Annotated in this window: 17 protein-coding genes; 3 read left to right on the top strand and 14 right to left on the bottom strand. The window is 60.7% G+C overall.

Annotated features, from left to right (window positions below):
• Positions 1 to 4: 4 nt before the first annotated feature.
• From ACM6IQ_RS23635 to ACM6IQ_RS23570, 14 genes are all read right to left on the bottom strand, one after another.
• Positions 5 to 1,438, bottom strand: coding sequence for a PIG-L family deacetylase (locus tag ACM6IQ_RS23635; protein WP_414879979.1), 1,434 nt, complete (start codon positions 1,436 to 1,438; stop codon positions 5 to 7).
• Between the two features lie 8 nt (positions 1,439 to 1,446).
• The gene (locus ACM6IQ_RS23630) at positions 1,447 to 2,343 is read right to left on the bottom strand and encodes an antimicrobial resistance protein Mig-14 (protein ID WP_017336208.1); all 897 of its coding nucleotides are present in this window, start codon (positions 2,341 to 2,343) and stop codon (positions 1,447 to 1,449) included.
• Complete coding sequence (locus tag ACM6IQ_RS23625) at positions 2,343 to 3,473, bottom strand: glycosyltransferase (protein ID WP_017336207.1); 1,131 nt, start codon at positions 3,471 to 3,473, stop codon at positions 2,343 to 2,345. Before ACM6IQ_RS23625 ends, ACM6IQ_RS23630 begins: the two co-directional genes overlap by 1 nt.
• Complete coding sequence (locus tag ACM6IQ_RS23620; protein ID WP_017336206.1) at positions 3,457 to 5,214, bottom strand: carbamoyltransferase; 1,758 nt, start codon at positions 5,212 to 5,214, stop codon at positions 3,457 to 3,459. The genes ACM6IQ_RS23625 and ACM6IQ_RS23620 overlap by 17 nt, the downstream gene beginning before the upstream one ends.
• Positions 5,215 to 5,386: 172 nt before the next feature.
• Positions 5,387 to 5,722, bottom strand: a complete 336-nt coding sequence (locus ACM6IQ_RS23615; protein WP_031318309.1) for a YceK/YidQ family lipoprotein — start codon at positions 5,720 to 5,722, stop codon at positions 5,387 to 5,389.
• A gap of 252 nt (positions 5,723 to 5,974) precedes the next feature.
• Positions 5,975 to 7,426, bottom strand: a complete 1,452-nt coding sequence (locus tag ACM6IQ_RS23610) for a lipopolysaccharide kinase InaA family protein (protein ID WP_017336205.1) — start codon at positions 7,424 to 7,426, stop codon at positions 5,975 to 5,977.
• Complete coding sequence (locus ACM6IQ_RS23605) at positions 7,426 to 8,178, bottom strand: lipopolysaccharide kinase InaA family protein (RefSeq protein ID WP_017336204.1); 753 nt, start codon at positions 8,176 to 8,178, stop codon at positions 7,426 to 7,428. Before ACM6IQ_RS23605 ends, ACM6IQ_RS23610 begins: the two co-directional genes overlap by 1 nt.
• Positions 8,175 to 8,909, bottom strand: coding sequence for a lipopolysaccharide kinase InaA family protein (locus ACM6IQ_RS23600; RefSeq protein WP_017336203.1), 735 nt, complete (start codon positions 8,907 to 8,909; stop codon positions 8,175 to 8,177). The genes ACM6IQ_RS23605 and ACM6IQ_RS23600 overlap by 4 nt, the downstream gene beginning before the upstream one ends.
• Positions 8,909 to 9,715 (bottom strand): lipopolysaccharide core heptose(I) kinase RfaP, encoded by an 807-nt coding sequence (gene rfaP, locus ACM6IQ_RS23595; protein ID WP_017336202.1) that lies wholly within the window; start codon positions 9,713 to 9,715, stop codon positions 8,909 to 8,911. Before rfaP ends, ACM6IQ_RS23600 begins: the two co-directional genes overlap by 1 nt.
• A complete protein-coding gene (locus ACM6IQ_RS23590; RefSeq protein ID WP_414879978.1) occupies positions 9,715 to 10,836 on the bottom strand; it encodes a glycosyltransferase family 4 protein in 1,122 nt (373 codons plus the stop codon). The genes rfaP and ACM6IQ_RS23590 overlap by 1 nt, the downstream gene beginning before the upstream one ends.
• Positions 10,836 to 11,897, bottom strand: coding sequence for a lipopolysaccharide heptosyltransferase I (gene waaC, locus ACM6IQ_RS23585; RefSeq protein ID WP_414879977.1), 1,062 nt, complete (start codon positions 11,895 to 11,897; stop codon positions 10,836 to 10,838). Before waaC ends, ACM6IQ_RS23590 begins: the two co-directional genes overlap by 1 nt.
• 1 nt (position 11,898) lies before the next feature.
• Positions 11,899 to 12,933: a lipopolysaccharide heptosyltransferase II gene (gene waaF, locus ACM6IQ_RS23580; protein WP_414879976.1), complete on the bottom strand. Its 1,035-nt coding sequence runs from the start codon at positions 12,931 to 12,933 to the stop codon at positions 11,899 to 11,901.
• A gap of 199 nt (positions 12,934 to 13,132) precedes the next feature.
• Positions 13,133 to 16,072, bottom strand: a complete 2,940-nt coding sequence (gene glnE, locus ACM6IQ_RS23575; protein WP_414879975.1) for a bifunctional [glutamate--ammonia ligase]-adenylyl-L-tyrosine phosphorylase/[glutamate--ammonia-ligase] adenylyltransferase — start codon at positions 16,070 to 16,072, stop codon at positions 13,133 to 13,135.
• A complete protein-coding gene (locus ACM6IQ_RS23570; protein ID WP_080995105.1) occupies positions 16,069 to 16,461 on the bottom strand; it encodes a hypothetical protein in 393 nt (130 codons plus the stop codon). The genes glnE and ACM6IQ_RS23570 overlap by 4 nt, the downstream gene beginning before the upstream one ends.
• Here ACM6IQ_RS23570 and aceE point away from each other — a divergent pair.
• The 3 genes from aceE to ACM6IQ_RS23555 all read left to right on the top strand — a co-directional run bounded on the left by aceE (position 16,456) and on the right by ACM6IQ_RS23555 (position 22,745).
• Entirely contained in the window at positions 16,456 to 19,101 is a 2,646-nt protein-coding gene (gene aceE / locus ACM6IQ_RS23565; protein ID WP_017336197.1) for a pyruvate dehydrogenase (acetyl-transferring), homodimeric type, read from the top strand. The two genes, ACM6IQ_RS23570 and aceE, sit on opposite strands and share 6 nt — an antisense overlap.
• 11 nt (positions 19,102 to 19,112) lie before the next feature.
• Positions 19,113 to 21,080, top strand: a complete 1,968-nt coding sequence (aceF, locus tag ACM6IQ_RS23560; RefSeq protein ID WP_414879974.1) for a dihydrolipoyllysine-residue acetyltransferase — start codon at positions 19,113 to 19,115, stop codon at positions 21,078 to 21,080.
• A 270-nt stretch (positions 21,081 to 21,350) separates the two neighbouring features.
• The gene (locus ACM6IQ_RS23555; protein WP_414879973.1) at positions 21,351 to 22,745 is read left to right on the top strand and encodes an alkaline phosphatase D family protein; all 1,395 of its coding nucleotides are present in this window, start codon (positions 21,351 to 21,353) and stop codon (positions 22,743 to 22,745) included.
• The last annotated feature ends 191 nt before the right edge of the window (positions 22,746 to 22,936 follow it).

The raw sequence follows: 22,936 nt of genomic DNA, 5'->3' as shown, positions 1-22,936 counted from the left end.
TGCTTCAATTCTGCTTCACAGGTGTTTCGTCATGCTTCAGAAGCCAGAACAATTCCTGGCGCCTGACCGCCTTGCGAAAAAATTCATTTTCGCCATAAGGGGGCGGCACTCTACTGGCCAAAAGCCACTGTATCAACCGCCGCAGTCGCCGCTTGAAGGGCATGCGCGGCTGCAGGTCGTGCATCATTCCCAGCGCCATGGCTTTATCACGCTGAAGCTCCGGGGAAACCGGAAGGCAATAAGGCTGCATCGGCACCGACGAATCAAAGGCCGGCGGCAGCGCGATGCCATGACCGGCATCCCCCATGGGCCAGCGATCATTGTCATGCAAATGGTTGGCATAACCGAGCAACGTGGTCGGCTGCCACTCCAGACCTCGCAGTGCTTCAAGGATCGCTTGTTGGGCGCACAGGTGATCCGGGTGCGGATCGAGCGTGGGGTGCGGCAACACGATGACTTCAGGTCGTGCCCGCAACAGCAACTCGCGCAGGTCGGCCAACAGGTTGTTCCAGGTCGGCGCCCCATCGACATCGCCCGGCAGTGCAAAGGGGTTCAACTGGCGAAACAAGCGGGTGTCGTCCATCTCCGCTTCCCGTGAACCCACTGGCCGGGACGGTGCTGCCTGCATCGCCGCCAGCTGCAGGCAGAAATAGCCCAACTGCACACAATGGGCTTCGGGCACTCCGGCCCAGCGTGGCACGGCGATGCTGTCCCAGGCCCGCAGCCGCCCCTTGAGGCGCGCTGCTTCGACCTTGTTCAGGCCGATCTGCTGATAGTGTTCCGCTTCGATTTCGCCGGCGGTGAGGGTGACGATCCAGGCTTCGTCGGCCTGACTGTACAAACCATAAGCCGCCAGCTCGGCGTCATCGGCGTGTGGCGCAATGACCATTACCCGCTGACGGCGGTAATCCGGTTGTTCGAACGCCCAGAGCACGGGCTCGCCCAGCACTCGGCAAAAACGTCCACGCAGACGCAACTCGCCTCGCGACAGCACTTGCGCCTGACCACTGAGGTTGAGGTAGCGCAGCCCGTTGGCGCCACGCTCGAAGGTTTGTCGATCGGGATTATCGCCACCCGACAATTCGACTGCCGGGTCGATGAAGCGTCCAAGCCAGGTGCTCTTGATCCGCAGGGCCAATACCAGCGCAGCGTCGTCCACCAGCATGACGCCGTCATCCAGGCGCAAACGCTCGCCGTCCAGGTGAATCTTGGGTTGCGGGGTGTAAGGCGGGAAGCTGTACGCGTAATCGTCCTTGGGCGAATAGAACAAATGATCGGCAAACCAGGCTTCATGAGCAATCCAGCCCAGCACCGCCAGCACCAGCGGCAGCCACCAGGCCACCAGCACGCCGATGACGATCAACAGCATCAAGGCGATCAGCAGGCCGATGCGTTTGTTGCGCCGGTGCCGCTTGAGCAATTGCTGTTTTCGACTCATGGGCTCGCTCATACGGTGAACACCGGCACAGGATTACACCAGCGGTCCTTGTATTCACGGTCGGCGCGACCGAAGGAAAAACGCAGCGGCTTGTCCAGCGCGCGTGCATGCTCCCAGGCGCTTTGGGTATTGAGAAAGCTCAAGACGCTGCCGGGGCTGAATTCACGGGTCTCGGGATCGACGCCACCGTTGATGTACTCGACGCTGATCCATTGCGGCGCTTCGACGCGGTACACCAGTTGAATCGCGATCGGCGCATCGTTCAGGAAAATCACCGAGCCGATCAGCAAGTCACGCAACAACTCGATCACCTCGGCCATGCGCTCGGCACCGGTCGCCGGAAAGCCCCAGCGACGCTGGAACAGGTCGCAGTAAATCGCCGCCAGTTCGCCGCTGGAAAAGTCGCTGACCGGCCGCACCACGCCGCCCGCTTCTTCCAGCAGACGCAATTCGCGACGCTGGTTATAGCGAAATTTTTTCGACAGTTCTTCGGGCGTACGGGCCATGGCCAGTTGTTCTGCCTGCAGCCTGATGCCGCTGAAGCGGCCTTCATTCAGTGCGGACAAGTAACGCGCGCGATGGCGCAGGGGCGCTTGCGTATCAGCGGCGGCCGGCAGGATCAACTCAGCATTGCCGAGATCGAACAGGCCCTTTTTACCGTTGCGCTTAAGCACGTCCTTGGACAAGGCAAGGTCGCGACCCCAGGTTGGAATCGCCGCCTGGACTTCGCCATTGGGCGCCCAGGCCAGGTAACGCACCGGAATATCGGCCAACTGCGCCAGGCGCTCGACCACCAGCGGATGAGTGGCGACGCTGCCGCCATAACGGTGCCAGGCCTCGGCGTATGTCGAGGCATCGACCACCGCCCAGCCACGTTCGCGCCATCCTTGAAATCGGTTGAGCATCAACCCCTCGCCGCCAGTTCGGTGACGGCGGGCAAATGCCAGAAAGCATCGCGTACCGCGCGGTCGGAGAAGCGCTCGCGTAAACGATCGAGCATCAACTCGGCACACTGGCGACGCTGCTGATCATCCATCGCAGCCAGGTGTTGCAGCCCTTGAGCCAAGTGCTCGGCGTCGCCCAGCGGGAATAGAATCCCGACGCCCTCGACCACTTCCTTCGCACCGCCGCATGCCGTCGCGAGCAACGGCACACCAGCGGCCATGGCTTCCAGCAGCACCATGCCGAACGGTTCATGATCGGAGCTCAAGGCAAACACATCGAATGCACGAAAATAACGACGGGCTTCGGGCACCTGACCGAGGAACAGCACGCGGTCGCCGATCCCCAGTTCACGGGCCATGGCCTTTAGATCCTGTTCCAGCCGACCGATACCGAGAATCACCAGCTGGCTGTTAGCCGGCAAACCCGGTAACGCCGCGGCAAAACCGTGCAGCAACGTGGCTTGGTCCTTGTCCGGGTGCAGTCTGCCGACATTACCGATAATCCACGCATCCATGGACAGACCCAGGGTTTCCCGAGCTTCGCGAACCGACACGTGACTGCCTTGCAAGGCTTGCACGTTGATGCGGTTGTAGAGCGTCTGAATCCGTGCAGCCGGCCAATTCGGCAGGCAACTGCGTATGTCGTCGCGTACCGCATCGGAAACCCCGAGCAGACTCAAACGCTTGCGGAAAAAATTCACAAAGAGTTTGCGGGTGCCGCGCTTGTAGTCGTCAAACGCGTGATGCACGCCGATCACCGGCAACGACGTGCCAAGCAAGGCGATGTAGATCGGTTTGAAACGGTGAGCAATGCAGAAACTGAAATTGCGCGAAGCGGCGATCTTGCGCAGATCGCCGATGGCACCCAGCTTCAGGCCACGAATAGCCTTGGAGCTGTATTCCATGAACAGCACTTCATCGGAGGCGCAGGCCTCGGCGACTCGGGCATCGGCAACCCCGGTCAGAAACACCGTGGTCACTCGATAACCGGTCCCCGCGAACAGGCTGGCGTACTGCCGGGCGCAGTCCAGAAACGGACCGTCATAACCGTGGCAGAACTGCAGCACATGGCGTTCAGCCGAGCGTGTCATATGCGTCCGCGCCCTCTTTGACCACCAGAATGTCTTCCATGATCAGATACTGTAGGTCGGAACCGAAGAACATGTTCAGGGCATCCGTCGGCGAGCAGATCATCGGTTCGCCACGACGGTTGAGCGAGGTGTTCAGCGACACACCGTTGCCGGTCAGTACTTCCAGCGCCTTCATCATGTCGTAGTAGCGCGGATTGTATTCGCGCTTGAGCACCTGGGCCCGGGACGTCCCGTCTTCATGGACGACTTCCGGCACGCGGGTCTTCCACTCTTCCGCCACTTCGAAGGTGAAGGTCATGAATGGCGCAGGGTGATCGATCTTGATCATCTGCGGTGCGACGGTGTCGAGCATCGACGGGCAGAAAGGCCTCCAGCGCTCGCGGAACTTGATCTGGTGGTTGATGCGGTCAGCCACGCCGGTCGCGCTCGGGCAACCGATGATCGAACGACCGCCCAAGGCACGCGGACCGAACTCCATACGCCCCTGGAACCAGGCCACCGGGTTGCCATCGACCATGATTTTGGCGATGTTTTCCGGCATGTTCTCAAGCTTTCGCCATACCGGCTTGCTCGGGTGTCGGGCACATGCGGCGAGCACGTCTTCGTTGCTGTACGACGGGCCGAGGTAGACGTGTTCCATCTTCTCGACCGGCACGCCACGGGCGTGAGACACATAAGCCGCCGCGCCGACCGCGGTGCCGGCGTCACCGGACGCAGGCTGCACGAACAGCTCCTTGACGTCGTCGCGGGCGATGATTTTCTGGTTCAGCTTCACGTTCAATGCACAGCCACCGGCGAAGGCCAGTTTGCCGGTTTCCTTGAGCACGTCGCCCAGATAGTGGTCGATCATCTGCAGCGAGATCTTTTCGAACAGCGCTTGCATGCTCGCGGCGTAGTGGATGTACGGCTCGTCGGCGATGTCGCCTTCGCGCTTCGGACCCAGCCACTCGATCAGCTTCGGCGAGAAGTAGAACCCCTTGCCCTTCTCTTTATAGCGACGCAGGCCGATGACGTTGGCGTAGTCGGTGTTGATCACCAGCTCGCCGTTTTCGAACGAGGCCAGGCGCGAGAAATCGTACTTGCTGGCGTCGCCGTACGGCGCCATGCCCATGACCTTGAACTCGCCGTCGAGCATCTCGAAACCGAGGAACTCGGTGATCGCGCCGTACAGGCCGCCGAGGGAGTCCGGATCGAAGAATTCCTTGATCTTGTGGATCTTGCCGTTTTCGCCGTAACCGAAGAAGGTCGTGGCGTACTCGCCCTTGCCGTCGATCCCGAGGATCGCGGTTTTCTCTTTGAAACCCGAGCAGTGGTAAGCGCTGGAGGCGTGAGCCAGGTGGTGTTCGACCGGCTCGATCTTGATCTTCTTCGGATCGAAGCCCAGTTGCTCCAGGCACCAGACGATTTTGTTGCGGTAGCGCTTGTAGCGGCGATTGCCCATCAGGATCGCGTCAAGTGCGCGGTCCGGGGCGTACCAGTAACGCTTGGCGTAGTGCCAGCGTGCCTTGCCGAACAGGCTGATCGGCGCGAACGGAATGGCGACCACGTCAACGTCGGACGGCTTGATGCCGGCCTGCTCGAGGCAGAACTTCGCCGATTCGTAAGGCATGCGGTTCTTTGCATGTTTATCGCGCACAAAGCGCTCTTCTTCAGCCGCCGCGACCAGCTTGCCGTCGATGTACAACGCTGCGGAAGGATCATGGCTAAGGGCGCCGGACAGGCCAAGAATCGTCAATGCCACAGGGGTCTAGCCTCTTTAGTCTGCATGCAGGCGCAAGGCGCCTCAAAATGAATGTGCCCTCGCAAGAGGGCGAGAGACAGCTAAAGGGCGGGATTATAGCGTAAACATAGTAGGAATGACCCTACGGTTATCAGCGGCGCAATGATGGCCTGCACGACGCCGAAACCCTGGGCTAACCGCGGCTCGCCCGCCAGTAGATCCTGATATTGCCATCCACCCCTTGTCGGTAAATCGTGTAGGGCAGGGAAACGGTATCCAGCGCACCCGACAACGCCAGATCCAGCAGGACCAGCGGGACGAGAAAGCCCGTAGGGTCAGGCGGGGCATTCAAGACGCAGAAATCGTAGGCCAGGCCGCTGTAGATACGCGGGATGGACTGGCAGTAGGTTTTTTGCTTGCGCAGGCTGCGCGCCGCGTCTTCGTCATTTTGCAGGACTGTGACAGCGGTGCCGCAGCCGGAGAGTGCCAATGAGCATGCGATGAATAGGACAACCGTTTTTATAGTCAAGACCTGCCCTCCGAGGAACGTCAGGCAAACTAGCATCGCGACTATTCAGGGCACAGTTCATGGGGTCTGGAGATCATGTAGGACATTTCATAAGAACTTGTCCCTTAATCTCGGGTGACTGGCCTGACGCAATCGTCGCAAGGCCGCCCAGACCACGCCCGCTCCCACAGTTTCCTGGCTTTGCGCATAATCTGCGTAAGGCCCGGAGCAGTGTGGGAGGGGGCTTGCTCGCGATAGGACCGCAGGTCCGATTCAGCCAGCGCCTGAGATATCTTTGGGCAAACGCTGATCAATCACCTGATGCAATGCACTGCTTTCAGGCCAGTTACGCATGAACCGCGCCCGATCCCGTGCATAGGCCGGGGCGAAACTGTGGAACGAGCCATGCTGGCACATCGCATCGAGATCGATCAGCGCCCAGCGATCCTCTTGCCAGAACAGGTTATGGCCCTTGAAGTCGCCGTGGCTGATCCGCTCGCGAATCAGCTCCGCAAACAGGTGATCCAGCGCCACCAGCTCGGCTTCGGGCGCATCACCGCTGTCAACGTACGGCGCGAACCGTTCGATGATGTCCGGCCCCGGAAGGTGCTCGGTCACCAGATAAGCCCGACTGCGCAACCAGAGAAAACGCTTTTCCAGCACCGCCAACGGTTTCGGCGTGGCGATCCCGAGGAACGCCAATCGATTGCCTTCGCGCCAGGAATGCCAGGCACGGCTCGGGCGCCAGAAGCGTTTGAGCCAGTGGGCGAACCCCTTGATGTTGTAGCGTTTGATCACCAGGGTACGACCGGCCACTTCGACCTTGCCGACGCTCGCCGCACCGCCGGTCTTGTACAGATGCCCTTGATCGAGCAACGCATCGGCCTGTTCCAGCACCGGCAACATCGCCGCTTCTTCTTCGCGGCGAATCGCCCGTAAACCGAAGGCGCCACGCTGCACGCTGAACAGCGTGCATTCGCGGCCGACCTTGATCAGAAAGTCCTTGAGGCGCCAACTGCGCACCTTGTCGATCTGCTTCTGCAACGCCTCCATCGGCAAGGCATGTTCGCCATTGCTCAGGAGGTAATACACCAGCAATTCTTCAGTGAACGGCTCCAGCGACCTGGGCAACTGAGCAAAAAACACCCCGAGGTTTTCCAGGACTTTCTGTCGCGACAGCGGCTGGCCGGGGGTTTCACTGCAAATCCCGGCGCCATCGATCAAATACAGGCGGCCGCGCTGGCGCAGCAGGTTGTCCAGGTGCAGGTCTTCCTGCCACAGCCCTTTGCGGTGCATCTGGCCGATCGCGCCCAGCGCCTCGGCCAACACGGCCCCTTGCCCATCCGAGAGCACCGGCAAATGCTCGACCCGTTTCCAGGTATCCCCCAGGCTTTGCGCACCTTCGAGGTAATCGAACAGCAGCCAGCCACCTTCGCCGTCCTTCAGGCCATCGGCCAACAGCTGCGGCGTAGTCAGCCCTTGGTCCGCGAGCAAGCGCACGCCGCTCAGCTCACGCTGGAAATGCCGCGCCGCTTTGCTGCCGACCAGCAACTTGGCCAATACCGGCCGGCCACGCCAGACACCGGCGCCGACATAGCGCTGGCCCGGCAACACCCGCAACAGGCTCAACAACTGCAACTCGGCAGGCCCGGCGGCATCGGCCAGCGAGATACTCAGCGGCAGCACCGGGTCGCGTCCCGCCTCCTTCAGTTCGGACAAACGCATCAGTTGGACCTCTTGTAACTGCGCCGCGCGGTCAATTTCGCCAGCCAGCTGTCGATCAGCGAACTGTCCGGCGGTTGATCCAGGTAGGTGGCCAACAGCTCGCGCAGCTGTGCATCGCTCCACTGGGGCGAGCGCCGGGTCAGCGGTTCCAGATCCTTGATCCGGTCACGCTGACCGAACAGCAGCGGCCGGGTCTTTTCCAGGTCGATGAGCTGGGCCATGTAACCGTCGCCGGTGGCCTGGAGAAAAATGTGCTTGGGGTAGAAACAGCCGTGGACCTGACGCGCACCGTGCAGGCGCCGAGCCAATAGCCCGCAGGCCTGCAAAATGGCCGAGTGCTGCGCCGGGCTCAGATCCGACCAGCGCTGCAACAGCGAATCCAGGTCATCCCAGCCGTCCAGCGCACGGGTCAGCAAAACCGCGCGGACCTCGCCGTCGACCTTGCGCTCACCGAAAAAAACCGCTTTCAGCGCCGGAATGCCAAGCTTTTCATAACGGCTGATGTTGCGAAATTCCCGGGCAAAACTCGGCTCGCCAAAGGGCGCGTGCAAGGTGCGCATCTGGTAGTTGCTTTGGCGCTTGAGGTAGAAGCCGTGACCTTCAAGATCCAGCCGAAACACGCTGCTCCAGCCACCGCGCGCGGTGTTGGGCTCATCCACAGCCTCAAGCTGCCGGGCCCACAGTGCATCGAAGGTGCCGAGGCCGTGACGCTCCAAAAGCGCCCGGTCTTCAGCGGCCAGAAAATCAGTCATTCGCGCCCCTCGAAAAATCTCACCACGTGCCGGATCCGTTTTTTATCGGCCGCATTGAGCCGCGTCCGTTGGCGGTATTGCAGGTAAAAGCGCAGTCGCTGGGTGGCCGACAGGTGATACTTGGCGACCTTGTCGAGACACGCCAGATCCTTGGTGATGCGGTACTTGAGCCAGAAGCCGCTCCAGAAGTCACCGTTGGGGCAGTCGATCAGGAACAGTTGTGCCTGATCGTCGACCAGCAGGTTGCGCCACTTCAAATCGTTATGGGTGAAGCGATTGTCATGCATGATCCGGGTGTAACCGGCCAGTTGCCGACTGATGTGATCGACCCAGGCGCGATCCGTCAGTTTCGGGTCACGTCGTTCAGCCAGGGCATTCAGGTCTTCGGTATTGGGCAGTTCACGGGTGATCATCGCACCGCGAGCGTAGGCTGCACCGCGCCGTTCCAGCCCCCAGGCCACCACCTCTGCAGTGGGAATGCCCCACTTGGCAAAGCGCTTGAGGTTTTGCCATTCCATCTTCACCCGCGGCTTGCCGAGGTAGCGGCGCAGGCCCTTGCCTGCGCCCACGTAGCGCTTGACGTAATAGTTGACGCCCTTGAGCTGGACGCGGACAACCTCGGACAACGGGTCGCGGGTCAACTGCTCGCCCTGAAGGGCAAACACCGCCTCAAGGCTGCCAAAATCATCGGCCAGGTCACTGTAAGCAGGTTCCAGTCTCCAGCCCGACATCAGAGCGCATCCCCGTATCGCTGTTTACGGTCATAGAGTTTGCTGGCCTTGCCTTCGAGCCAGGTGAGCAACCCGGCTTCTTCGCCGAGGATCTGGCGTAGGGGTTGCTGGAAATAACCCTTGAGGAAACGCAGCTTGTCGCGTCGGGTCAGGCCGATGTCCAGGGCCGAAAAGTACAGCGCCGCCAAATCCTTGTTGCGCCAGCGTTGGGTAATCGTCGGGCGGGTCTGGGCGCGGTGCAGGTCGATCACCGAGAGCTTGAAGTCGTCAGCAGTCACCGGTTTGTCAGTGTGCAGCAGGAAGTGACAGATGTAGCAGTCGCGGTGGTTGACCCCGGCGCGGTGCATCATGCCGGTCATGCGTGCCACTTCGGCGATCAGCGCGCGCTTGAGTCTCGGCTCCGGCGGGTTCTTGACCCAGTCGATGCTGAAGTCTTCGAGGCTGACGGTCGGCGCCAGTTCTTCGGTGACGATGAACGAATGCTGATCCGCCGGGTTGCTGCCCTTCTCGCCGTAGGCAACCGCCGTCATGGTTGGCACGCCGACTTCCTGCAGGCGCTGAATGGCTTTCCATTCCTGACCCGCGCCGAGCACCGGCAGCTTGGCCGTCAGCAGGTTTTTGAAGATTTCGCCCCAGCCAATGCCACGGTGGATCTTCACGAAAAACCCGTTGCCGTTCACCTCGGTGCGTAACGTGCGGCGAGCTTCCAGCTCGCGGTACACCTCGCCCTGAAGCCCTTCGACCTCGGCGAATGGATCGCGTCCGGCCCAAAGGCTCTTGAACGGTTCAGCCAGCATCAACTTCATTAAGCGTGCTCCGCCAGAATCACATCGGCCGCGTGTTGCGGCATGCTGTAGAGGTCTGCCGTCTCGGCGAAGGCCAGACCGTTGCGGCTCCAGGCCGCCCGTGCTTGAGCGTCGTTCAACATACCGGTCAGGTATTGCGTCAGTTGCGCCTGATCGAAGGGTTCATCCAGCACCAGACCGGCGTCGGCCTCGGCAATGTAATGGGCGTAACCGCACACCGCACTCACCAGCACCGGCAAACCGGCCACCAGGGCTTCGAGCAGCACAGTCCCGGTGTTTTCGTTGTACGCCGGATGGATCAACAGATCGGCCCCGAGCAGGAAACGCGGAATATCGCTGCGGCCCTTGAGGAACGTCACGTTGTCGCCGAGCCCCAACGCAGCGCTCTGCATCTGGAACAATTTGGGGTCATCCTGGCCAATTACAAACAGCCGGGTGCGTTTCCTCAGATCAGCGGGCAACGCGGCCAGCGCCTTGAGGCTGCGATCCACGCCTTTGGTCTTGAACCCGGAGCCGATCTGCACCAGCAGCAACTCGTCGTCCTTCAGGTTGAATTCACGACGGAACCCGGTACGAATCTCAGCCGCATTCGGTGGCGCGCGCCGATCCTGAGAAATGCCCGGTGGCAGCAAATGGAAGCGTTCCAGCGGCGTGTCGTAATGCTTGATGAACAGCGGCTGCTGGACCTCGGAGATCATCAACACTTCAGTCTTGGCGTCCCTGGCAAACACCGCGCGCTCGTACTCGGCGAAGTGCCGGTAGCGGCCCCAGCGACGGTACAGCGAGTTGCGCAGGTTTTGCGCCTTGTCTTCGAAGCAACCGTCGGCCGCGTAGTAAACGTCCAGGCCCGGCATTTTGTTGAAGCCGATCAGGCGATCCACCGGACGCTTGGCCAGATCGGCCTCCATCCACTCGCTGAGCTTCTCGTTACGCCGATGATTGAAAAACGCCTTGACCGGCGCCACCAGCACTTCGAAACCCGGCGGAATATCGCCCTCCCAGATCAGCGTGTAGACGCGAATCTGGTGGCCGCGCTCCTGGCATTCCAGGGCGATGCGCATGAAATCACGCTGCAACCCCCCGAATGGAAAGTACTTGTACAAGACGAATGCCAATTGCATCAGCGCAGCTCCTCAGCCAGTAACAACGTGCTCAGTCGGGTCGCGACACGCTCGGGATTCAGACGCGTGAAGCACAGCGGCCACTCGCGTTTCAGGTCGAACCGGCGGGCATCTTCGGCCGTCGGTTGATAGGTGCATTTCTTTTGCAGGCATGGAGCGCAGGGGAAATCGCTGGCCATGTGGATCTGGGCCTTGCCGTAAGCGCCGGTCAGGCCCGGATTAGTCGGGCCGAACAGCGACAGCGTCGGCACGTCCAGTGCAGCGGCCAGGTGACCGAGGCCGGTGTCCACCGCCACGCACGCCTGCGCACCGGCCAGCACTTTGCCGATGCCCGCCAGATTCAGTTTGGGCAGCACTTCGACGTGCCGCATGTCCTTGGCAATGCGCTCGGCCCGGGCTTTTTCCGCCGGATTGCCCCACGCCAGCTTCACGCCGACGCCCAGGTAGCCGACGCGCTCGGCCAGCTCGCGCCAGTAGGCTTCAGGCCAGTGCTTGGTGTCCCAGGTGGTGCCGTGCAGGAACAGCACGTAAGGGTTCTTGCGCGGCAATTCCACCAGGCGCTCGACGTTCAGGCCGTAGTCGCCCAACCCATTGGGCAGGTCGTAGCCCAGGGCGATGGCGAACAACTGACGCACTCGCTCAACCGCGTGCTGGCCACGGGCAACCGCCAGACGCCGATCGTAGAAACGCGCGGCGATCGGTTCCCGTGCCGAGCCTTTGTCGAGGCCTGCCACCGGCGCCTTGACATAGCGGGTCAGCAAGGCGCTTTTCAGCAGGCCCTGCGCGTCAATCACCAGATCATATTTCGTGGCGCGAAGGCTTTGCTTGAAGCGCTTCCACTCGCCACTCTTGATGGTCTGCCAGATGTTCTTGCGCCAGCGACGGATCGCCACCGGAATCACTTTGCCTACAGCCGGGTGCCAGGTCGGGATCTCGGCGAAACCTTCTTCCACCACCCAGTCGAACGTGATGCCGGGAATCGCCCGGGCCGCGTCGGTCAACGCCGGCAACGCATGAATCACGTCGCCCAGCGAAGAAGTCTTGATCAGCAGAACCCGCAAACTATTTGACCTCGACCACAGTGCCCTGCAACCGCTGCAAGGCTTCGTTCACCGCTTGCGGCATCAGCTGGCGCAGGCAGTTGTAATGACCGAAGCGGCACGTGCGATCGAAGCACGGGCTGCATTCGATGCCCAGGCGCACGATCTCGACGTGCTCGGCCAGCGGCGGCGTGAAGCCCGGTGACGTCGAGCCGTACACCGCCACCAGCGGGCGATTCAGTGCCGCGGCAACGTGCATCAGGCCGGAGTCGTTGGACACCACCGAATGTGCGCAGGACAGCAAATCGATGGCTTCGGCCAGCGACGTGCCGCCGCTGAGGTTCACCGATTCTTCACGCAGGCCGGGAATCAAGCGCGCGCGGATGTCTTCGCCTACGGCGTGATCGTTTTTCGAACCGAACAGCCAGACTTGCCAGCCTTCGCGAATTTTCGCTTCGGCGACCTTGGCGTAATGCTCGGACGGCCAGCGCTTGGACTCGCCGAACTCGGCACCGGGGCACAGCGCCAACACCGGGCGGTCGAGGGCCAGACCGAATTTGGCCAGCGCCGCTTCGCGGGTGACCGGATCGATCTGCAAGCTCGGGCGCGGGTACGGTTTCGGCAGCTCAAGGCCCGGCTCGTAAGCCAGCGCCATGAAGCGCTCGATCATCAGCGGGTAACGTTCTTTGTCCAGCGTACGCACGTCATTGAGCAGGCCGTAGCGGAATTCGCCGCGCCAGCCGGTGCGTTTCGTGATGCCGGCAAAAAACGGCACCAATGCCGACTTCAGGGAATTGGGCAACAGGATCGCCTGGTCGTACTGGCCGGCCAGGGATTTGCCGATGCGCCTACGCGTCGCCAGCTCCAAAGCACCGTGACCGAGCGGAAAGCTCAAGGCCTGACGAACTTCGGGCATGCGTTCAAGAATCGGCCGGCTCCATTCGGGGGCCAGGACGTCGATTTCGCACTGCGGGTGGCGTTGCTTGAGACACTGAAACAGTGTCTGCGCCATCACCATGTCACCGACCCAACTGGGCCCAACGATCAGAATTTTCATGTGGTTTCCAAAAACGAACCGGGGAGGCATACGCCTCCCCGCCTCGAGAATTCTACAAAACACTGCAGATCTACTGTGGGGGCGAGCCTGCTCGCGAAAGCGGCGTGACAGTCAGCATACATGCCGGATGTGACGGCCTCATCGCCGGCAAGCCGGTCTCGCTCCCACATTTGAATCTCGTCGTTCCAACGGCCACGTTTCAGCTTAGACCCAACTCGCGCCAGATCCGCAACACCTGCCGTCGTTCGTCCACGAACTGGTCGCCCGGTATCACCCCGGCGTCCTTCTGCAAGGCCTGCCGGTGCGCGGCGGAGCGGTAGGCTTTATAGGCCTCGCGCAACAGGCTGGCGTCTTCGGCGGGCATCAGCCCTTCGTGTTCCAGCTCTTCCAGAATGCGGATATTGTCGGTCCAGCGCAGCAATGGCGGGTGTGTTTCGGACCACGCCAAGGCCGCGTATTGCACCATAAATTCAATATCGACGATACCTCCGGCGTCCTGCTTGAGATCGAACGGCGCCGTGGCCTCGAAGGCATTCGCCCCGGTGCCGGCCGCGGTGCTCTTGCTGCCGAGGTTGTCGCGCATCTTGGCGCGCATCTCGCTGACCTCCTGGCGCAAGGTCGGTAAATCCCGGACTTTGCCCAAAATCGCCGCGCGAACCTTTTCGAACGCCTGGCCGACGTCCTGACTGCCCACCAATACCCGCGCCCGCACCAACGCCTGATGTTCCCAGGTCCAGGCTTCGTTTTCCTGATAACGCGCAAACGCGCCAAGCGAACTCACCAACAGACCGGAAGCACCGGACGGTCGCAGGCGCATGTCCACTTCATAGAGCTGGCCGGAGTTGGTCTGGGCCGTGAGCAAGTGAATGATCCGCTGCCCGAGCCGGGTGAAGAATTGCGCGCCATCAATCGGTTTCGGGCCGTCGGTTTCAGCCTGCGGGTCACCGTCATGAATGAACACCAGGTCCAGGTCCGAACCATGCCCCAATTCCAGCCCGCCGACTTTCCCGTAACCGACAATGATGAAGCCCGGATCGCACAGCGTACCGTCACTGCGCAGCGGCGTGCCGTATTTGGCTACCGTCTGGCGCCAGGCCAGGGCCAGCACCTGTTCGAGGATCGCTTCGGCGAGCCAGGTCAGGTAATCGCTGACTTTCATCAACGGCAGGCTGCCGGCGATCTCCGACGCGGCGACGCGCAAGCGGTGCGCCAGCTTGAAATGGCGCAGGGCTTCCATTTGCTGCTCGAGGTCGCCCTCGGGAATTCGTGTCAGGCGCTCGCGCAACTCAGCGGCCAGCTCCGGCGCCAGGGGCGGTTTGAACAGCCGGCCTTCGTTGAGCAATTCGTCGAGCAGCAGCGGGAAGCGGGTGATCTGTTCGGCAATCCACGGGCTCGCAGCGCACAAGGTCAGCAAGCGTCGCAGCGCGCCGGGGTTTTCGGTCAGCAGCACCAAGTACGCGGAACGCCGGGCCACCGCTTCAACCAGCGGCAGCACGCGTTCCAGCACCAGATCCGGATTGGCGTGTTCGACCGCCTGCGCCAGCAACCGTGGAATAAAGGCATCAAGGCGTTCGCGCCCCAAACGCTGCATCGCGCGCAATTGCGGGCTGCTGCGCAGGCTGGCCAGGGCTTTCAGGGCTTTGGTGGCATCGACGAAACCGCCCTCCTCCAACTGGCGGCAAGCGGCCTCTTCGTCCTGCGCCTCTTCCCACAGTGGCAGCCATTCACCGCCGACCACCACTTCGCTTTCAGCCCCTTCCTCTTCGTCGGGATCGGCGATCACCTGGCCGAAGTGCCACGCAACACGACCGCGCCAATACATCAGTTGCTCATGAAAGGCGTCCCAATCGGCAAAGCCCAACATAAAGGCAATACGCGCCTGATCCTGCGCACCGTCCGGCAACATCTGGGTCTGGCGGTCTGCAATCGCCTGAATGGCGTGCTCGGTGTAACGCAGGAATTCGTAGCCTTCGCGCAGTTCGCTGACCACCGCCGGCGGCAGGTAACCCTGACCTTCCAGGGTGCTCAATACTTTTAATAGAGGACGTTGTTGCAGGCTCAGGTCGCGGCCGCCGTGGATCAGCTGAAATGCCTGGGCGATAAACTCGACTTCGCGGATGCCGCCGGAGCCGAGCTTGATGTTGTCGGCCATGCCCTTGCGCCGGACTTCCTGCTGGATCAACTGCTTCATCGTGCGCAGCGCTTCGATGGCGGAGAAGTCCAGGTAACGCCGGTAAACGAACGGCCGCAGCATTTCTTGCAGCTGCGCACCCGCCACTTGATCGCCGGCCACCACCCGCGACTTGATCATCGCGTAGCGCTCCCAGTCGCGCCCCTGATCCTGGTAATACTGCTCCAGCGCGTTGAAGCTCAGCACCAACGCACCGGCCGAACCGTAGGGTCGCAGGCGCATGTCCACGCGGAACACAAAACCGTCGACGGTCATCGGGTCCAGTGCCTTGATCAGGCGCTGACCGAGGCGGATGAAGAATTCCTGATTATCCAGCGAGCGTTTCACGCCGACAGTTTCGCCGCCCTCGGGGTAGGCGAAGATCAGGTCGATGTCCGAAGACAGGTTGAGCTCGACCGCGCCGAGCTTGCCCATGCCGAGGATGACCATCTGCTGCGGCTCGCCGCTGCGTCGACCGGTCGGCACGCCGAACTGCTGGCAATGGCGCGAGTACAACCATTGATAAGCCTGATCGATGCTGGCGTCGGCCATGTCCGAGAGGTCGCGGCAGGTCTGGATGAGGTCGGCCTGACGGGTCAGGTCACGCCAGATGATCCGCACTTGATGACGGGTACGCTGGCGACGCAAGACGCGGCCGAGTTCGTCTTCGGTCTGCGCGGCATTCACCGCCGCCGCAATCTGCGCGCACAACTCGCCGGGGGCAAAGCCGCGATCCAGTTCGCCGGACTGCACCAGTGCCAGCAACATCAAAGGGTCACGAATGCTTTGTTCAATCACGAAGTCGCTGGCGGCAGTGACACGGGCGAACTGCGCCCAGCGTTCAGGTGTCCACGAAGACAGGCCATGATCATCATCGAGCGCCTCGACCGCTGCACGGAACGACTGCTCGGCACGGGTGACAAACGGCAGGAGAATGCCAGGCAGTTCGGCAAGCGAAGGGAGGCTCATGGTCTATCCTTGATCGGCGTGTAGAGGGCTGCATGTAGTGAATTTTCAAATTGCACTACGTGATCGACTGTCGAACAAAGGTTAGAAATAGCTGAAATTTCTTCATTTTTGGTAGACAGCATCAAGCTTTCACCTTTTTTGGTTGGCAAAAGACCAACCTTAACGATTATTCTCACAACGCAGCTGGAGGCCACAAGCCGCTCATCTGTAGTTTTACTACTCGTATATACATTCGAAAGGCTGAAATGCCCGATGATTTGTAGTAAAACTACACGCCGCCGGAACAACCTCTCGGCAATCCAAGAATTTATATCGTCTGCCCACAAGGCCAGTCGCAAACTCAGGCAACCGATTCTGGAAGCCTTTCCGCCCTGGAGCAAGCCATGCAAGACCTCGATCCCGTCGAAACCCAGGAATGGCTGGACGCCCTGGAATCGGTTCTCGACAAAGAAGGCGAAGACCGTGCTCATTATCTGATGACCCGTATGGGCGAACTCGCAACCCGCAGCGGTTCGCAATTGCCTTACGCCATCACCACGCCATACCGCAACACCATTCCCGTTACCCACGAAGCACGCATGCCTGGCGACCTGTTCATGGAACGCCGCATTCGCTCGTTGGTACGCTGGAACGCGATGGCCATGGTGATGCGTACGAACCTGAAAGATTCTGACCTGGGCGGTCACATCTCCAGCTTCGCCTCCAGCGCCACCCTGTACGACATCGGCTTCAACTATTTCTTCCAGGCCCCGACCGACGAACACGGCGGCGACCTGATCTACTTCCAGGGCCACACCTCGCCAGGCGTTTATGCCCGCGCGTTCATGGAAGGCCGCATCACCGAAGACCAGATGAACAACTTCCGCCAGGAAGTAGACGGCCAGGGCCTCTCGTCCTATCCGCACCCTTGGCTGATGCCTGATTTCTGGCAGTTCCCGACCGTATCCATGGGTCTGGGCCCGATCCAGGCGATCTACCAGGCTCGCTTCATGAAGTACCTGGAAGCCCGTGGTTTCATCCCGGAAGGCAAGCAGAAAGTCTGGTGCTTCCTGGGCGACGGCGAGTGCGACGAGCCGGAATCCCTGGGCGCGATCTCGCTGGCTGGCCGCGAGAAGCTCGACAACCTGATCTTTGTCATCAACTGCAACCTGCAGCGCCTCGACGGCCCGGTTCGTGGCAACGGCAAGATCATCCAGGAACTCGAAGGCGTGTTCCGTGGCGCTCAGTGGAACGTGACCAAAGTCATCTGGGGCCGTTTCTGGGACCCACTGCTGGCCAAAGACGTCGACGGTATCCTGCAACGTCGCATGGACGAAGTCATCGACGGCGAGTACCAGAACTACAAAGCCAAAGACGGCGCGTTCGTGCGTGAACACTTCTTCAACTCGCCAGAACTCAAGGCGATGGTTGCTGATCTGTCCGACGACGAGATCTGGAAACTCAACCGTGGCGGTCACGACCCGTACAAGGTCTACGCGGCGTACCACGAAGCGGTCAACCACAAAGAACAACCGACCGTCATCCTGGCCAAGACCATCAAGGGTTATGGCACCGGTGCCGGCGAAGCGAAAAACACTGCGCACAACACCAAGAAAGTCGATGTCGACAGCCTTAAGTTGTTCCGTGACCGCTTCGACATCCCGGTCAAGGACGAAGAGCTGGAAAACCTGCCGTTCTTCAAACCTGAACCGAACAGCGCCGAAGCCCGCTACCTGAGCGAGCGCCGCACTGCACTGGGCGGTTTCGTGCCACAGCGCCGCGCGCAGAGCTTCAGCGTACCGACCCCATCGCTGGATACTCTCAAGGCTATCCTCGACGGCTCGGGCGACCGTGAAATTTCCACCACCATGGCGTTCGTGCGGATCCTCGCGCAGCTGGTCAAGGACAAGGAAATCGGCCCGCGCATCGTTCCGATCATCCCGGACGAAGCCCGTACCTTCGGTATGGAAGGCATGTTCCGTCAGTTGGGCATCTACTCGTCCGTCGGCCAGCTCTACGAGCCAGTCGATAAAGACCAGGTGATGTTCTACAAGGAAGACAAGAAGGGCCAGATCCTCGAGGAAGGTATCAACGAAGCGGGCGCCATGAGCTCCTTCATCGCGGCCGGTACTTCGTACTCCAGCCACAACCAGCCAATGCTGCCGTTCTACATCTTCTACTCGATGTTCGGCTTCCAGCGTATCGGCGACCTGGCCTGGGCTGCCGGCGACAGCCGTACCCGTGGCTTCCTGATCGGCGGCACCGCCGGCCGGACCACGCTGAACGGCGAAGGCCTGCAACACGAAGACGGTCACAGCCACATCCTGGCTGCCACCATCCCGAACTGCCGCACCTTTGATCCAACCTACGGCTACGAGCTGGCGGTGATCATTCAGGACGGCATGAAGAAGATGACCGAAGAGCAGCAGGACGTTTTCTACTACATCACCGTGATGAACGAGTCCTACCAGCAGCCAGCCATGCCGGCCGGTGTAGAGGAAGGCATCATCAAGGGCATGTACCTGCTCGAAGAAGACACCCGCGAAGCGGCGCACCACGTTCAGCTGATGGGCTCCGGCACCATCCTGCGTGAAGTCCGTGAAGCGGCGAAGATCCTGCGTGAACAGTTCAACGTCGGCGCCGACGTGTGGAGCGTTACCAGCTTCAACGAACTGCGTCGCGATGGCCTGGCCGTTGAGCGCACCAACCGTCTGCACCCTGGCCAGAAGCCTAAACTGAGCTACGTCGAAGAGTGCCTGAGCGGCCGTAAAGGTCCGGTCATCGCCTCTACCGACTACATGAAACTGTTCGCAGAGCAAATTCGTCAGTGGGTACCGTCCAAGGAATTCAAAGTCCTGGGCACCGACGGTTTCGGCCGCAGTGACAGCCGCAAGAAGCTGCGTCACTTCTTCGAAGTCGATCGTCATTTCGTGGTGTTGGCAGCCCTGGAAGCATTGGCTGACCGCGGCGACATCGAACCTAAAGTGGTGGCTGAAGCCATCGCCAAGTTCGGTATCGACCCGGAAAAACGCAACCCACTGGACTGCTGAGGAGACACTCTGTGAGCGAACTCATTCGCGTACCTGACATCGGCAGCGGTGAAGGTGAAGTAATTGAACTGTTTGTGAAGGTCGGCGACCGCATCGAAGCCGACCAGAGCATCCTGACGCTGGAATCGGACAAGGCGAGCATGGAAGTGCCTGCGCCGAAGGCCGGTATCATCAAGAGCCTGAAAGTGAAGCTGGGCGATCGCCTGAAAGAAGGCGACGAACTGCTGGAGCTGGAAGTCGAAGGTGCCGCTACTGCGGCCCCAGCGGCTGCCGCTGCGCCAGCTGCAAAAGCTGAAGAGAAACCGGCTGCTGCTCCTGCCGCCGCTGCTCCAGCGCCAGCCGCCGCGCCTGCCGCCGCTTCGGTTCAGCAAGTGCACGTGCCGGACATCGGTTCGGCGGGCAAGGCCCAGATCATCGAGATCCAGGTCAAGGTCGGCGACACCGTCGCCGCTGATCAGTCGCTGATCACACTGGAATCCGACAAGGCCAGCATGGAAATCCCATCGCCTGCCGCTGGCGTGGTCAAGAGCATCAGCGTCAAGCTCAACGACGAAGTCGGCACTGGCGACCTGATCCTGGATCTGGAAGTGGCGGGTGCTGCGGCCCCTGCCGCTGCCGCGCCAGCACAGGCTGCTGCTCCTGCGGCCGCTGCTCCGGCGCCTGCCGCTGCTGCTCCGGCTGCACCGGTTGCCGACAGTGTTCAGGACATTCACGTCCCGGACATCGGTTCGTCGGGCAAGGCCAAGATCATCGAAGTGCTGGTCAAGGCAGGCGATACCGTCACCGCCGACCAGTCGCTGATCACCCTGGAATCCGACAAGGCCAGCATGGAAATTCCATCGCCTGCCGCTGGCGTGGTGGAAAGCGTTTCCATCAAGCTGGATGACGAAGTCGGTACTGGCGACCTGATCCTGAAGCTGAAAGTCAAAGGCGCTGCGCCTGCTGCTGCCCCGGCTCCGGCCGCTGCGGCACCGAGCGCTGCTGCGCCTGCTCCAGCCGCCGCGGCTCCTGCTGCTCCGGCACCGGCCGCACCTGCAGCGGCACCGGCCAAGCCAGGCGCCAAGGTTCATGCTGGCCCGGCCGTACGCCAACTGGCCCGCGAATTCGGCGTCGAGCTGAGCGCGGTCAGCCCAAGCGGCCCGCACGGTCGCGTGCTGAAAGAAGACGTGCAGGTTTACGTCAAGGCGATGATGCAGAAGGCCAAAGAAGCACCGGCCGCTGCTGCAGGCGCAACCGGTGGCGCGGGCATCCCGCCGATTCCGGTCGTGGACTTCAGCCGCTTCGGTGAAACCGAAGAAGTGCCGATGACTCGCCTGATGCAGATCGGCGCGTCGAGCCTGCACCGCAGCTGGCTGAACATTCCACACGTGACTCAGTTCGACTCGGCTGATATCACCGAGCTGGAAGCGTTCCGTATCGCTCAGAAAGCCGTTGCAGAGAAGGCCGGCGTCAAGCTGACCATCCTGCCGCTGCTGCTCAAATCCTGCGCGCACCTGCTCAAGGAACTGCCGGACTTCAACAGTTCGCTGGCACCTAGCGGCAAGGCGATCATCCGCAAGAAGTACGTGAACATCGGCTTCGCGGTCGACACCCCTGAAGGCCTGCTGGTACCGGTCATCAAGAACGTCGACCAGAAGAGCCTGTTGCAACTGGCAGCCGAAGCCGCTGCGCTGGCCGCCAAAGCCCGCGACAAGAAGCTCACCGCTGACGATATGCAAGGCGCCTGCTTCACCATTTCCAGCCTCGGCCACATTGGCGGCACCGGCTTCACGCCGATCGTCAACGCGCCGGAAGTGGCGATCCTCGGTGTTTCCAAGGCAACCATCCAGCCAGTCTGGGACGGCAAAGCCTTCCAGCCGAAACTGATGCTGCCACTGTCGCTGTCCTACGATCACCGTGTGATCAACGGCGCCGCTGCTGCACGCTTCACCAAGCGCCTGAGCGACCTGCTGGCGGACATCCGCACCATCTTGCTGTAACACCGGCCGGCCCTCCTTCACCGGAGGGCCTGTCGCGTTCCACGTTTTCCGAGCGCCACGCTCGTACCTCAACCCCGCCAATTTGGCGGGGCTTTTTTTGCCTTGAAAAAGACTCTTTCCTACGCCCGCGGCTGAGTTCACCCACAACTCGAATCCACTTCGGCACGATATTTTTTTCCGGCCAGCCTCTAGGCTTAGTTACACAAACAACTGACGAAAAGTTAAACAGACTTAATTGATTAGTTAGCACTCCTTCGAATGGATTCGAATATGTTCAAACCTACAGTCGGCCCGATCATTGGCCACACTACAGCTCATCACGCACGTATCTTTTTACGTGGAGGACTTCAAAAAGACACGCTGGTATTTGGTGGAGTTCGTTATCGACGCAGCGGCGACACGCCCTGGTCCAAAGGAATGTTCATTCAACTGACTGCCGCGCGAGACATGTGCGACGTCTTCGCGCTCAACGGCCTCGCCGCCGATACCGAGTACGAATACCAGGCGGGCTGGTTCAGCCCCATGAGCCCGGTGCACACCGTCGAGACGATTCAGGAACTGCCGTTGCAATGGCCCCGGACTGTCTACCGTTTCAGCACCCCGTCCAGCAATCCCGCCGTGCCACGGGCTTACATCGTCGGGTCATGCCGCTACCTGCGGATGACGGTCGGTGCGCCTTCGCTCCCGCATCTGGGCGACCGGATCTTCGCTTCCATCACCCATCTGGCACAGCGCACCGAAACGCCCATCAGCGCACTGTTGATGACGGGCGACCAAGTCTATATCGATGACTTGAACATCATCGCCCCGGATCGGGAATACAAGGAAATACTCAGTAAGTACCGCATCGCTTTTTCCCAGCCTCATATTGCAAAGTTGATGTCCGGCACGCCGACTTACATGATCCTCGACGACCATGAAATCGAAGACAACTGGCCCGCCAATAAAAACAAAAACGACGACGATCTCTATAACAATGCCATCGCCGCCTATGAGTTATATCAAGCCAGCCACAGCCCCGCCCGAGAGTTGCTGGAAGATGGAAACATCGAACGACACCTGGAGCGCTATTGGTATCAATTCACCCATGGTGATATCGAATGGTTTGTCACCGACAGCCGAACCCGACGCAATCTATCGGCCAGCGACCGGCGGATCCTCGACAACGAGCAGGAAACAGCCTTGTGCAATTGGCTGATCCACAGTCCGGCCCGGGTAAAATTCGTCGTCACCAGTGTGATGTTCTATCCCGATCGCAAGCGCCTGGGCAATGACGCCTGGCAAGCCTTCCCGGAACAACGCCTGCGGTTGCTGGAGATTATTCGCACACAGCGCATCAAGAACGTCTTCTTCGTGTCCGGCGATGTGCACGGCTCCCTCACCAGCCGGCTGACACACAGCGAAGACCCGCATTTCGAGGTTCACACCATCGTCTCCTCGCCGCTGTGCAACAGCAAACTGCTGCCCTACGCCAAGGCCTCCACCTTCATCCTCGATCAACCACTGGCGCAGGCTGCCGCGGGAGTTTATCGGCATGAACTGACCAGCGAGGTGATCAGCCAGGACAACTTTGCCCATCTGATCGTAGAGTCAGAGCGGATTCGCGTCAGTTATCACGACCGGGAAGGCAAACCGCTGCATTCGACAAACATCAAATTGCGTTAATCGCAAAAAGATCGCAGCCTGCGGCAGTTCCTACATGAGATTGCATTCCTCTGCAGGAGCTGCCGAAGGCTGCGATCTTTTGGGTAAAAACATTACTTTTCGGCCCACGCTGAAGAAATCTTCGCCTCTGCCGACATATTCTTATAGCACTTGGCCTTCATGTCTCTTGTCAGTCAGTGTCGCAATGATGC

Source organism: Pseudomonas sp. IT-P100, assembly GCF_949767185.1.
In the GTDB taxonomy this organism is placed as follows: Bacteria; Pseudomonadota; Gammaproteobacteria; order Pseudomonadales; family Pseudomonadaceae; genus Aquipseudomonas; species Aquipseudomonas fluorescens_B.
The sequence above is the reverse complement of the archived record's forward strand: the minus strand, read 5'-3'. Positions and strand labels throughout refer to the sequence as shown.